General features: G+C 45.5%; 12 protein-coding genes and 1 pseudogene. 7 read left to right on the top strand and 6 right to left on the bottom strand.

The features are described from left to right. Positions 1-39: 39 nt before the first annotated feature. Together J7529_RS09660 and recO are read right to left on the bottom strand one after the other, a co-directional pair. Positions 40-1,398, bottom strand: coding sequence for an MFS transporter (locus J7529_RS09660; RefSeq protein WP_318728802.1), 1,359 nt, complete (start codon positions 1,396-1,398; stop codon positions 40-42). Positions 1,399-1,504: 106 nt separating this feature from the next. Then, complete coding sequence (gene recO, locus J7529_RS09655; RefSeq protein WP_318728801.1) at positions 1,505-2,350, bottom strand: DNA repair protein RecO; 846 nt, start codon at positions 2,348-2,350, stop codon at positions 1,505-1,507. A 168-nt stretch (positions 2,351-2,518) separates the two neighbouring features. On the opposite strand from recO, the gene J7529_RS09650 reads away from it, so the two are divergent. The 5 genes and pseudogenes from J7529_RS09650 (at position 2,519) to J7529_RS09630 (ending at position 4,429) form a co-directional block, all read left to right on the top strand. Continuing rightward, positions 2,519-2,710: a DUF433 domain-containing protein gene (locus J7529_RS09650; protein WP_413038861.1), complete on the top strand. Its 192-nt coding sequence runs from the start codon at positions 2,519-2,521 to the stop codon at positions 2,708-2,710. A 39-nt stretch (positions 2,711-2,749) separates the two neighbouring features. Next, positions 2,750-2,995: a UPF0175 family protein gene (locus J7529_RS09645; RefSeq protein WP_318728799.1), complete on the top strand. Its 246-nt coding sequence runs from the start codon at positions 2,750-2,752 to the stop codon at positions 2,993-2,995. 108 nt (positions 2,996-3,103) lie between these two features. Continuing rightward, positions 3,104-3,557, top strand: a pseudogene (locus J7529_RS24680) (NB-ARC domain-containing protein); the annotation flags it as partial. 150 nt (positions 3,558-3,707) lie between these two features. Next, complete coding sequence (locus tag J7529_RS09635) at positions 3,708-4,031, top strand: nucleotidyltransferase domain-containing protein (protein ID WP_318728797.1); 324 nt, start codon at positions 3,708-3,710, stop codon at positions 4,029-4,031. Beyond that, positions 4,028-4,429 (top strand): HEPN domain-containing protein, encoded by a 402-nt coding sequence (locus J7529_RS09630; protein ID WP_318728796.1) that lies wholly within the window; start codon positions 4,028-4,030, stop codon positions 4,427-4,429. Before J7529_RS09635 ends, J7529_RS09630 begins: the two co-directional genes overlap by 4 nt. Before the next feature lie 46 nt (positions 4,430-4,475). Here the strand turns inward: J7529_RS09630 and deoC are convergent, their stop codons facing one another. Then, a complete protein-coding gene (gene deoC / locus J7529_RS09625) occupies positions 4,476-5,165 on the bottom strand; it encodes a deoxyribose-phosphate aldolase (RefSeq protein ID WP_318728795.1) in 690 nt (229 codons plus the stop codon). Positions 5,166-5,352: 187 nt separating this feature from the next. On the opposite strand from deoC, the gene J7529_RS09620 reads away from it, so the two are divergent. After that, positions 5,353-6,456, top strand: coding sequence for a hypothetical protein (locus J7529_RS09620; RefSeq protein WP_318728794.1), 1,104 nt, complete (start codon positions 5,353-5,355; stop codon positions 6,454-6,456). Positions 6,457-6,478: 22 nt separating this feature from the next. Here the strand turns inward: J7529_RS09620 and J7529_RS09615 are convergent, their stop codons facing one another. Genes J7529_RS09615 through J7529_RS09605 form a run of 3 tightly spaced genes read right to left on the bottom strand, consistent with a single transcriptional unit; the run spans position 6,479 to position 11,180 of the window. Beyond that, the gene (locus J7529_RS09615) at positions 6,479-7,780 is read right to left on the bottom strand and encodes a sensor histidine kinase (protein WP_318728793.1); all 1,302 of its coding nucleotides are present in this window, start codon (positions 7,778-7,780) and stop codon (positions 6,479-6,481) included. Beyond that, entirely contained in the window at positions 7,770-10,496 is a 2,727-nt protein-coding gene (locus J7529_RS09610; RefSeq protein WP_318728792.1) for an ATP-binding protein, read from the bottom strand. Before J7529_RS09610 ends, J7529_RS09615 begins: the two co-directional genes overlap by 11 nt. Positions 10,497-10,505: 9 nt before the next feature. Continuing rightward, a complete protein-coding gene (locus J7529_RS09605; protein ID WP_318728791.1) occupies positions 10,506-11,180 on the bottom strand; it encodes a hypothetical protein in 675 nt (224 codons plus the stop codon). 414 nt (positions 11,181-11,594) lie between these two features. Between J7529_RS09605 and J7529_RS09600 the strand changes: the two genes are divergently transcribed. Continuing rightward, a complete protein-coding gene (locus J7529_RS09600; RefSeq protein ID WP_318728790.1) occupies positions 11,595-12,662 on the top strand; it encodes an NAD-dependent epimerase/dehydratase family protein in 1,068 nt (355 codons plus the stop codon). The last annotated feature ends 39 nt before the right edge of the window (positions 12,663-12,701 follow it).

Raw genomic sequence — 12,701 nt, 5'->3', positions numbered from 1 at the left:
AGAGTGCCTATTGCCTATTGCCTGACTTCTGTAAGAAGTCTATTGATCCCGATCTCCTGTACGGGAAATATACCAGGTTGAGACTCCCCCTGCGAAGACTAAGACGGCTAAACCAGCTAAAACCACTTGAATTCCCAATCCAGCTTCCGCCACACTCACCAAAGCCAGAGGAAAACTCAAAGCAATATTAATGGCATTATTTTGCAAGCCGAACACCTTACCTCGCATCTCTTCTGGCGTTTGTGATTGAATCGTCGTTTGCATGGGAATGCCAATAAAAGCGGCTGATGAACCTAACACACTAATCCAAAACAGAGACCATCCTAAATATTGAACGGTAAACGACAAACCCAACAGCGATCCCGCCATCCCCATCGATCCGATTAAACTCAGTTGAGCATTCGATCCCCAACGATGGCCGAATTCTCCCACGACAGCCGAACTGATGCCTAAACCGATTCCGCCAACGGCTAATAACAGGCCAAATTGGGAGGGTTCAAGACTGGGAATAATTTCGGCAATGCGGACGGCTAAAACGGCTAAGGCGGCAAAAATACAGGAGAGAATAATTAGTTGTAAAATTGCATTGCGAACCCGATGGCGATCGCGCAAAAACTGTAATCCATCGCGCAGATCTTGCAAAACATGGGGGTGTTCGTGGTCTGGGGGATAAGTATTTTCTTGAGTATTCACGACTAACAAAATCACACCCGCCAACACATAAGCACCTCCCACTAGAACTTCTTTACCCAAGTCGCCATTACCTAAAATCGGGCTAATTAGGTGACTTGCCAGGTTCAGAAGTGGGTCGCCAAGAGCAAATCCCAGGATCACCGAGGCCATCATGGTAGAAGTGTAGAGGGAATTGGCTGGCAAGAGCAAATGGCGCTTGACAATCAGGGGAATAATGGCTTGTTCGGCAGGAGCAAAGAATTGGGTGAGAGTAGAGACGGCAAAGGTAATTCCTAAGAGCAAGGCAAAACCGAGGGGAATATCGATCGCCAAGTCAATTCCCGCAGATAGACTTAAGAATAGGGGAATCGTCAGCACAAAGGCTCCCCGGAGTAAGTTGGTGAGAACTAAGACCGATTTTTTTGGCCACCGATCCACAAATACCCCGGCTAAGGAGCCAAATAAGACAGCGGGAATCGTAAAAGCAATCATGATCGCTGATACCCAACCGCTAATGGTTTGCTCCTCTTGTTGAAACTGGCTGGTAATAATGGCGATCGTTAAAACTAGATAGATTTTATCGGCTAACTGGGAAAAAATTTGACCGCTCCACAGGGTGAGAAAATTGCGGTTTTTGAGGACTGCACCCAGACTAGGAGAGGGAGGAGGAAGATTAGGTTTAGGGGTTGTAGGGGTTATTTCTCCATCGGTTTTGGATAGGGACATAGAATTTATAGTGGATTCAAATAACAATGAGACATCTTTTGTAGGGGCGAAAAATTTTTCGCCCCTACAGATACCGGTGTTGTAGATAGATCCTCATGTATCAACCTTAGTCTTTTGGCAAGTTGGCGAGGCAAGGTTCCATGAGGGTTGCAGCTCGGATCGGTCGATCGAAGTGATATTGGGCATAGGCACGCAGGAGGTTTTCTAGGGAAGGCCAGAGATGGTCTGTTCCTTGTTCTAGTTTAGGGAGTTCTGGCCCCGCTAAATGCTGAAGTATCCATAATTGATTGGCGTTGAGGGAAAATGCTGGAGGTTGGGGCGATTTTCGAGGTGAACGTTGTACCTGATAGCTGGCTCCAGATTCTTGAACCTGAAAGACTTGTAGCTCTTTTTCCTCGCTCACAATGCCACCAGAGGCAAGGTTAAATTGGATTTTCCACTGGGGATCGTTGAAGTTGGGCGCGATCGCTTTTCCCGTTCTACAACAATTTTGCACTTGCGGCGCAATTCCGGCTAGGGCCAGCAGGTGAAAGATACCTTGAATTAGGCGAGGTAAGGTGAGGCTCAGAGCGCTGGTTTCCAGGCGATCGAGATGGAGCAACAGTAGGTCGTAGAGGTTGGTTTGGGAGCGATCTGTGAGGGCTTGGCAGAGGACTAATTCAGCCAAGTATTGACTCGCAGTCAGTTTGAGTAAATCTCGACTTAATCCCGGATAGGATTTAATCGTTTGCGCTTGAATGATTTTATCGAGCGATCGCCCCTTCACCACCAAGAGTTCATTCACCACAAACAATCCACTGCGCCCCCCCAAACTGGATTTCGCTTTTCTCGCTCCAGGGGCGATCGCCCGAATTAATCCAACTTCCGGGGTTAACACTGTCAATAACCGGTCAGATTCTCCCATAGGCATTCCCTTCAAATTAATGCCCGTTGCCTTATAGGTTTTGCTCATAAAACTTAAGATAGTCCGAGAGAACAAAGATAGATTCTAGGTCTATATTCTTTCTTCTGTTGGCGATCGCCTGGCAGAGAGCGGTGAATACTAGACTGGCGTAGCATGGGGAAAGGCGATCGCCCTACATTAGGCTATCATGAGGATTACGGATTGATAAAGTAAATGATGAACAACTGGCAAGAACAGATTGAGATTAACCCCAATATTTGTCATGGGAAACCTTGTATTAAAGGAACTCGAATTATGGTTTCTGTAATCTTAGATAACTTGGCAGAGGGAGTGACAGTAGAAGAAATTGTAGCCGATTATCCACCCTTGAGTCAGGATCTGGTGCGATCGGCGATCAGCATAAATTAAGCTACCATCGAGTCTAAACCATTCAGGAGGTAACTAAACATGGCTGTCCTCATTCCAGATGATATTCTCCAAGCTGCCGAAATGTCTGAAGTACAGTTGAAGCTGGAAATTGCAATTATGCTCTTCCAACAAGACAGAATTAGTATAGGCAAAGCCCGTCATTTAGCTGGTATGCATTTGCTAGAGTTTCAGAAAGAAATTGCTAGTCGTGGTATTTGTATTCATTATGATGTTGAAGAATTTGAAGAAGATATGAAGACCTTGCAAGCTCTAGCTCGTCTATGATTGTTAAAAGTAAAAGAACAAATTTCTACTAATCAATCAGAAAATTTTAAGGCTGAAAAGATTCACGATCGCACCCACATCCCCAAATCCGATCGCCTCTACCCCCACCGCACAGAGGAACTCAACACGCTCAAACACTGGATACTCAACGAAAATAGCGCCATTATCAGCATCTATGGGTTATCCGGAATGGGCAAAACAGCCCTCGCAACCCAACTCGTAGACGAGATCGCAGAGCATTTCGATCGCCTAATCTGGTATAGTCACCGCTCCTTTCCCAATCTTAATGCCCTCACCACCGACTTAATCCAATTCCTCTCCCAACGAGAAGCAACCGAACATCGCGCACTACTGGACTACTTGCGATCGCACCGTTGCTTCATTATCCTCGACGACTTCCACGAAACTCTCACCCCTGGAGAACTCGTTGGGCGCTACCTACCGGAATACCAGAGTTATGGTAAACTGCTGCAAGAGATTGGGCGATCGCCGCACAACAGTTGCCTACTTATTCTCAGTTGGGAACAACCCCCAGAAATAGCCACCCTCGAAGCAGAAAACCGTCCTTGTCATAGTCTCCTATTATCCGGTTCTATCAAACTAGCGCAAGAAGTCTTGAAACACAAAGGATTAAGCGATCCAGAGCAATGGTTAGAACTCATCAACCGCTACAGTCAAAATCCTTCATGGCTTAACATTGTAGAAATCAAAGATGAGAAAAGAAACTCTTAACACTATCTTAAACGAAGCCTGTCAAGGACTAAAAAAACTATATGGCCAGCAAATTGACCAAATCATTCTCTATGGTTCTCAAGCAAGAGGGGATGCAGAACCTGACTCAGATATCGATCTTTTAATCATCCTGAAACAAGACTTCCAATATTCTGAAGAGAGCAACAGAATCAGCCAAACAATTTCCAATTTATGCTTAGAACATAATACCTTGATAAGCTGCGCTTTGGCCAGCAGTCGCCAATTCCAAGAGTATAACAACAGCTTCTTTCGTAACATCCGCAAAGAAGGAATACCCCTATGACACCAGAACAGCACAAATTACTGGAAAAAGCGACTCGCAGTTTACAAGCTGCCAGAGAATTAAACCGTACAGGTTTTCCGGATTTTGCGGCATCGCGCACTTACTACGCTATGTTTTACATTGCTACAGCATTTTTAGAAGGCGAGGGGTTGTCCTACTCTAAACATTCAGCAGTTATCGCTGCTTTCGGTAGGATATTTGCTCGCACTAACCGCATTCCGGTTGAGCTACATCGCTATCTGATTGATGCGGAAAGAATCCGATTAAGAGCCGATTACAACACCGAACTCGATATTTCAGAAACTGATGTGGAACAACTGCTATCTCAGGGGGAAGAAATGCTGAATTTTGCTTTAGGGAATATTGATTCATTACCCCCATATTCACCAGAGAAGTAGTGCCGTGACACTCATAAAACAGGTAGGATGGGCTACCTATTACCTATCACCCATTACCCATTGCCCGATCGCGCTCTTCCATTAACATCATCCCCCGCGAAGTCCCCAACCGCGTCGCACCTGCCTCAATTAAGGCATAAGCTTGTTCTAAATTGCGAATGCCACCAGAAGCTTTAATCCCCACATTTCCTCGGCTGATGGACTTCAATAATTTCACATCTTCCACCGTTGCACCCCCTTGCCAACCCGTACTGGTTTTCAAGAACGCCACCCCCGCATCTAAACACAGTTCTGCGGCTAATCGTTTTTCCGCTTCCGTTAACACCGTCATTTCTAAAATCGCTTTCACCGTTTGCCCCGTTTCCTCACAAATTTCCGCCATTTCCCGATGCACGGCTTCACTTTTTCCTGCCTTCAGTAAGCCAATATTCATCACCACATCTAACTCTACTGCTCCATGCTCAACCGCTTCTTGGGCTTCGTAGAGCTTTACCCCTGGTGTTGTCGCACCCGTGGGAAAGCCAATCACTGTACACACTTTAGTCGATTTTCCCTGTAAGATATCTGCCGTTTGCCGCACGTAAACTGGAGGCACGCACACCGTAGGAAAATTCATAGCCATAGCCTGTTCGCACCACTGCTGGACTTGTTCCGGTGTTGCTGTGGGGTGCAACAGGGAATGCTCGATATAGTCAGCGATATCAATTTCTGAATAGTCTGAATAGTCTACAGCCATAATCCCTAGTGAGCCTTGATTGGGTTATTCTCTATTTTTCCGGATCAAGGGGACACAAGGCAACTGGGAAGATGGGGCAATGGCGAAAAACGGTGGTTTTTCGCCGTTATCACAGACCTATAACGGGCCGGTGTAGTTAAAGGTTTTACAATGTGCTGGAGAGTTCGGTAGAATCAATGGAAAAGCGATGGATATCCAAGACATTGAGTTAGAAGAATTAGAAGCTGAATTGGGCGGCGAGATCGTGCAAGAAATTCGCAAGTTTTCGTCAGACGATCGCAATGTTCGAGAACAAGCGTTAGATGAGGTCTTCAGTCGTATCTATCATCAGGGAGATCTACATTACAAGGTGATTTTCGTTCTTCCATTTTTGGTCAGGCAAATTTATTGCGAGACAGATACAGACTTTCTCTGTAGGGTTCTCTGCTGTATCGCTGCGATCGCTACATCTTATAATTTATCAGATGACGATACCCTCGATACATTTGTTGACGAATATCATCAGAGGTATCGAGAGTGGGTTAATTCCATTCGCCAACCCATTTATAAAGCTCTGGACTTTTACATTGGCTTGCTCGACCATAACATCCCCAATATTAGAACAGTTGCTGCCGATATTCTTGCAGCTTGTAAACCGCACTCTACTAAAGTATGCGCGAAGTTTTACGATCGCCTGAGACAAGAACCGGAAGCAAACATCCGAGCATCGCTTCTCTTACTATTAGCGATATTAGATAAAGAAATTCCTTTAGATTGGGAGTTCTGCAAACAAATCTTACAATCTGATGAAGCAGCGATCGCCAAACTAGCTGCTGCGATCGCATTAATGTATGTGGCTGGAGAAGAGCCATCACAGGAAGTATTAGAACAACTCATAGAGCTTGGCGATCGCCCCGATATACTATCGCAGTTAAGTGATTATTATGACGATCGCTATTCAGACGGACATGGATTGTTTGCGAATTTCTTCGCTCGATTAGGCGATCCGGCTCTAGAACAATTAATGCCGATTTTAACCTATCGATGGGGTTCCCCATATTATTTTGATCGCTGCGCTCTATTGTTTGAGATTATTGTTTTTCCAGAGGGTGAAATGAAACCGGGAACAACAGTTAGCGATCTGACAAAGAGTCAGGAATTTCTCTTGCAGGCGATCGCGGATAATAATGAAGCATGGGAATCAGGATTGACTATACGCAGTAGTATTGAATCCTCACTGAGGGCAATTGGCATTAAAGAAAAACCACAACGAGATACGTTAATTCGATTTCTGGGTGGCAAAGTTCTCTAAGGCAATCTCAACGCGAAGCACTTTAACTCAAAGGAAGAGAAATCACAAATTCAGTTCCTTGCCCTAATTCTGAAGAACAGGTGATTTTTCCACAATGCTTTTTGGTCAGAATTTCACAGGCGATTGCCATTCCCAAACCGGTCCCTTTCCCAACTTTCTTAGTAGTAAATCCCTGCTCAAATATTTTCGCCTTTACAGATTCTGGCATTCCCATACCATTATCGATGATTCTGACTACAACATCCTGTTTGTTTTCGCTCAAATCAGTTGTAACAGTAATATAATTAGGATTTTTTTCTGTCTCTTCAAAAGACTTATTCTTGCTCTTTTCATCTAGAGTATCAATCGCATTTGCCAAGATATTCATAAAGACTTGATTGAGCTGCCCCGGATAGCATTTTAGTTCAGGAATATCGCCATATTTTTTTACAATTTTAATGGCAGGGCGTTGCTGATTAGCTTTAAGGCGGTATTTTAAGATTAATAAAGTACTGTCAAGACCCTCGTGCACATTAAACTCAGTTTTGACATCTGTATCTGCACGGGAAAAGGTTCGCAAAGATGTGCTGATATTAGCAATGCGTTTCACTCCTTGTTGCATAGAAACAAGAATTTTGGGAATATCTTCGAGCAAAAAATCAAGATCTGCATTTTCAATCTCTTCTGCTAAGTCAGGGCTGGGTTCGGGATATTCTTGGCGATAGGCTTGGATAATTGCCAACAGATCGACAAGAGTGTCCTTAAGCATCGTGATATTACCACTAATGAAACTCAACGGATTGTTGATTTCGTGAGCGACCCCCGCTACAAGATTTCCTAATCCTGCCATTTTTTCTTGTTGAACCAATTGCATTTGTGACGATCGCAATTTCTCTATCGCTTGAGTCAAATCAGTCGTGCGCTGCTCCACTTGCTTTTCTAAGTTTGCCCTCAACTTTCCCAACTGTAAGTGCGTCTTCACTCGTGCTAGCATTTCCGCCTCGCGAAACGGTTTGGTAATGTAATCGACGGCTCCCAGGTTAAATCCCTTGATAATACTCTCGTCGTCTGATAGAGCCGTAATAAAAATGATGGGAATGCTGGCAGTATTGGGGTTTTCCTTAATTTGCCGACAGGTTTCAAAGCCATCCATGCCTGGCATTTGAATATCGAGGAGGATCAGATCGGGAACATAGGTTTGTAAGCGCTTGAGAGCGCGCTCACCACTGGTTACAGCCGCAACAATATAACCGGCAGGAGATAAGGTGTCCGCTACCACTCGCAAATTGGCTGGCGTATCATCAACAGCTAAAATTTCCGGTTGATCGTCAGCTTTATTCTGCATGGCATTCTCCTTCGGTCAGATATTGTTGCAGTATACCTTCGATTTCCTCCGTGGCAAATTGGTTGGCCAGGTCGAGTAAGAGTTGAGTAAACGGGATATACATCGAATTATTGCAGGCAAGTTTTTCTAGGGATTCAGACAGCTCTCGAATCCGATCTTGCTGTGCCAAATCTAATAAGTTGCTGAGGATCTCAGGTGCTGGCAGAACCATTGGGGCAGCGGTTGACTCTGAAAGCGCCTCCGTATCCCCTCGATCTTCATAAATCCATTGTAAATCCAAGCATTCCGAGACTGCTGCTAACAATTCTCGAAAATCGACGGGTTTGTTCAGGAAGCAATCGCCCCCTGCATCCATTGCTCGATATTGCTCCTTTTCACTCACGGATGCGGAAGAGACGATAATTTTGTGATGTTGCAAGTCTTTGGAACTCCGGATATGCTTGAGGAAATCAAAACCATCCATCACAGGCATAAAGAGGTCGGTGATCGCTAAATCGGGTGAGTTCTCCCGTAATTTTTCTAAGCCTTCGCGACCGTTTTCTGCTTCAATAATCGTGAAGTCGAGGGGAGTGAGTAAGTTGGAGACAACAGTGCGGTTTTCCCAGCGATCATCCACAACAAGAATTGTCCGCCGATCTCCCTCGTAACCGATAATCAGATCGCTCCCCTCTAGACCGATCTGGCGTGTTGCCCAATCTACAGCAAGGGGAAAGTTAACGGAAAAGGAAAATTCACTTCCTTGACCCAATTGGCTAGTGACTTCAATCGTGCTGTCCATCAACCCAACAATTTGCTTGGAGATGGCTAATCCTAACCCGGTTCCTTCAGATTGTTTTTGGCGATCGCCGACTTGTTCAAAAGCTTGGAAGAGTTTGGCTAAATCGGCTTGGGCAATGCCCACCCCAGTATCAATCGCTTGAAAAAATATGGTTGCACTGGTTTCGGACTCGGAAATTACATCTACCCGCAGCGTCACAGAACCGCGATTCGTAAATTTAATGGCATTGCCCAAAAGGTTGATTAACACCTGTCGTAGGCGCTTTTCATCTACTTCTACTCCTTCCGGCAGGCGAGAGCTGGGCTGATAAATGAAGTCAATTCCTTTTTGTTGGGCTTTAATTTTGCACATTTCCACTACACTTTGTAAAAGAGAGGGAAAATGAACGGCAATGGGATTTAACTCTAGTTTACGAGCTTCGATTTTGGACAAATCTAAAACATCATTAATCAATGTTAGTAAGTGAGAGCCACATTGGTGAATGACATTCACTCCTTGGCGGTCTGTTGCACCGACTGTTTTAGATCGTCCTAAAATTTGTGTGTAGCCCAGAATACCATTGAGGGGAGTTCTCAATTCGTGGCTCATATTGGCTAAAAACTCGCTTTTGGCTTGGTTTGCATTGTCTGCGGCTTCTTTGGCCACTTGCAATTCTAAGGTTCGCTCTCGTACTTTTTCTTCGAGAGTATCAATAGAAGAGCGCAATTGTGCAGTCATCGTATTGAATGTGCGAGCCAATTCACCCATTTCATTACCCGATTCCAGGTCTGCACGGGCGCTCAAATTCCCCTCGGCGATTTGCTTGGCGATCGCCGTCAAGCGTCGAATGGGAGAAGAAATCACATTAGCCATGCCAAATCCCACGCTAATGGCAGCAAGGGTTGTCCCCAAAGCGAGGAGGAGGTTATTGCGCGTTTGAATGTTGATGGGTTCGAGAAAAACAGATTTTGGGCGCAAATAAGCAACTTTCCACGGTCGGCTTTCGCTCATGTGGATTGCACCTGCATATTCTATGTTCTTCTCTTGGGACAAAATGGTTGTAAAGTAGGGACGATCGGGGTTGAAATTGGCAGCAAATTGGTCAAATTCCGTCAGTTGAGTAGCTCTATCGGTAGGGAGGGAAGCAGGTAAACGATAGGTTTGCTGTAATTCATCCAAGGTTTCGGGTTGGGGAGGGGCCAGAAATTGGAAGCGCAAATATTGGGGAAGTCCTCCATCATCGCGATATCCCTGTGCCAAGCGTAAATTGCGATCGTCGAGCAGAATAGGAAAAGACAAAGAACCCGCTAAATTATTATTTTGTAGTAGGAGGTTTTGGAGTTTGGCGGCATGGTACTGATTGCGCAATACACCAACCACTGCCCCGGTTTGGCGATCGCGGATCGATTGGCTGAAATATAAGTAAGGCTGACCGTCAATCTCAGAAAATTCTACATTAGAGACAAAAGGCTCTCCCGTTTCTAGGGCAATTTGGAAATACTCCCGATTCGACTCGTCCCATACCCTCTGAGGGGTGCGAGTATCCAGGAGATTTTGTCCATTGGTATTCAGAACAGCGGAGGAAACTAAAAAGACTTTATCTTTGGCGATCGAAGTTTTTAGAGTGTTGAATGCCTGCTCTCTGACGGAGGGAGAAGCATTGGGTGCAGCTTGTAAATAAGTGGCAAGGATTTCTTGTTGTGCTTCCGTGACAATGACCGTCAAATTGATGCGAACAAAGGCATCAAGAGTTGCTGCCGTTTGGGACGCGGCTGCATTGAGCGATTGATTGGCCGATTGAATCAAAGCTGTCCGCGTAGTCTGGTAATTCCACCAAGCAAAGCCCGCCAGGGGAGTCAGAGCAATGAAGCAAAATACGCCTAACAGTTGATGGCGCAAGCTGTAATGATTGAAGAAACGCTCAATTCGTGAGCGAATATTCCCAGGAATAGCTTTCATAGATTTGAGTTAGAGGGTTTCTGTTGCTCGGGCAGCAGCTTGCGCCATGTTGTTTAGGGTGGTTCGGATGCTTTGTTGGTTGGTCATTAGTTTTCCCAGTTCCATGGGGAAGCGATCAAAACCCACTTCAATCCAATTGGAATGGTGGGGTTCCGTTCCCATGCGATTTTCAATGGCATCTAAGGTAACCTCAAAATAATTGGCAACTTGGGGATTGGCTCCAAACCCCATTTTCAAACGAGGATCGCTGTAGGTACTGCGGCGAACACTATTGGTTTTGCTCAATAGGGCTGCCCGAGTCATGGTGTCTGCGCTGGTGAGCCATTGCAAAAAGACCCAGGCTGCATCTCGATTTTTGCTGTAACGAGAGAGCGCCAGACTACTGCCCCCTTGACGGCTCACACCTGGAACTTCGCCGAAACCACATGCGCTCTCTGGACGCAGGGCAATGGCTTGGGGACAAGGAGCGACTGCCACTTTTCCAGATATTTGGGAGTTAGCTGATTCTTCAAATGGGGAATCTTCAGTGATTAATCGCACTGTCGTGCCGGAAAATCCTTGGCCTACATCTTTAAGAAAATGATAGACATCTGTTCCTCTCCTGCTTGCCGATTCCAAACCGCGAGTTTCTTCAATCGATAATGGAACGGAAGAAGATGGGGACAAACGGCGACAGGCTTTCAATGCAGAAGTTGTACTCCATCCTAATGCGGTTCATGCTCCTAATCGCAGTACATCTCGTCTTTTCATTTGTTTAATGCTCTTTAAAAGAGGGGGTCAAATCGTTGTCATCGTTTAAAGAATTTGCCGTCTATGAGACCATCTTATCCCGTCTCCAAAAGTTAGCCAGATCAAAGTTCACACCCTTATGTTTATGTTGTCGATACAGCACTTTGTGCTGTTATGAAGTAAATTGTTGAATCCCCAATGCCATGTACCACAATCCTATTCCCTGGTGCAAAGCGCTATAGGTTTCGCCTGCATACCGATTGGCACCCTTTGAATATAGATAGGCGCAGTCTGCTAGTGTCTTCACCTTTGGCATCTCCTATGATGGGTTTTAGTGAAGCAAACCACCATCAAAACAGGAGCTTGACTATGACAACGATTGAGCGCTCTGCCCCCGTAATGGTAACCGGTGCCACTGGTTATGTTGCTGGAGTGCTAGTTAAAAAACTGCTGGAGGAAGGACTGACCGTTCATGCCCCCGTGCGCGATCCGAACAATCCAGAAAAACTGCACTATCTCAATGCGATCGCCGCAGCAAGCCCTGGTGAAATCAAGTATTTCAAAGCTGACCTTCTCGATGAGGGATCTTACGCAGAAGCAATGGTGGGTTGCGAACTGGTATTTCATACTGCCTCCCCCTTTAAACTAGATATCCAAGACCCCCAGAAAGAACTGGTTGATCCTGCCAAACTGGGGACTCGCAACGTATTGGAGACCGCTAATCGAACGCCCTCTGTCAAGCGGGTTGTTCTCACCAGCAGTTGTGCAGCGATCTACGGCGACAACGTAGATCTGCAAAAGACCCCTAACGGCGTATTCACCGAGGAAATCTGGAACACCAGTTCCTCACTGGAACATAACCCCTATTTCTATTCAAAAACTGTTGCCGAAAAAGAAGCATGGAAAATTAATCAAGCTCAATCCCGCTGGGATCTGGTGACGATTAATCCGAGCCTGGTGATTGGCCCTGGAATTAACCCTTACGCAACCTCAGAAAGTTTTACTTTAATCAAACAGATGGGGGACGGCACATTGAAATCTGGCGCACCCAAATGGGCCTTTGGTGCAGTGGATGTCCGCGATTTAGCTAAGGCGCACTTCCAGGCTGGATTCACTCCAGAAGCTAAGGGCCGATACATTATTTCCGGACATAATACCGATATGTTTTCCATGTCCCAAACGTTGCTCGATCGATATGGCCAAAACTATCCCATTCCACGCAAATCTACACCCAAATGGTTGTTGTGGCTGATTGGCCCAATAGTAGATAAAACCATGAGCCGCCAATTTATTGCTCGGAATATCAATTTACCCTGGAAAGCGGATAACAGCAAAGGGATTAAAGAACTCGGCATCAGCTATCGCCCATTAGCCGAGTCAATGAATGATTTTTTCCAGCAAATAATCGACAACGGTTTGGTGAGAAAAAATGCTTAAGTTTTCTCGTGGATGGAATGGAAACAAATAACCCAGAAA

It is taken from the genome of Roseofilum sp. Guam (genome assembly GCF_017746735.1).
Lineage (GTDB): Bacteria > Cyanobacteriota > Cyanobacteriia > Cyanobacteriales > Desertifilaceae > Roseofilum > Roseofilum reptotaenium.
Note: the sequence above shows the minus strand (reverse complement) of the source record. Positions and strands in the feature narration are given on the sequence as shown.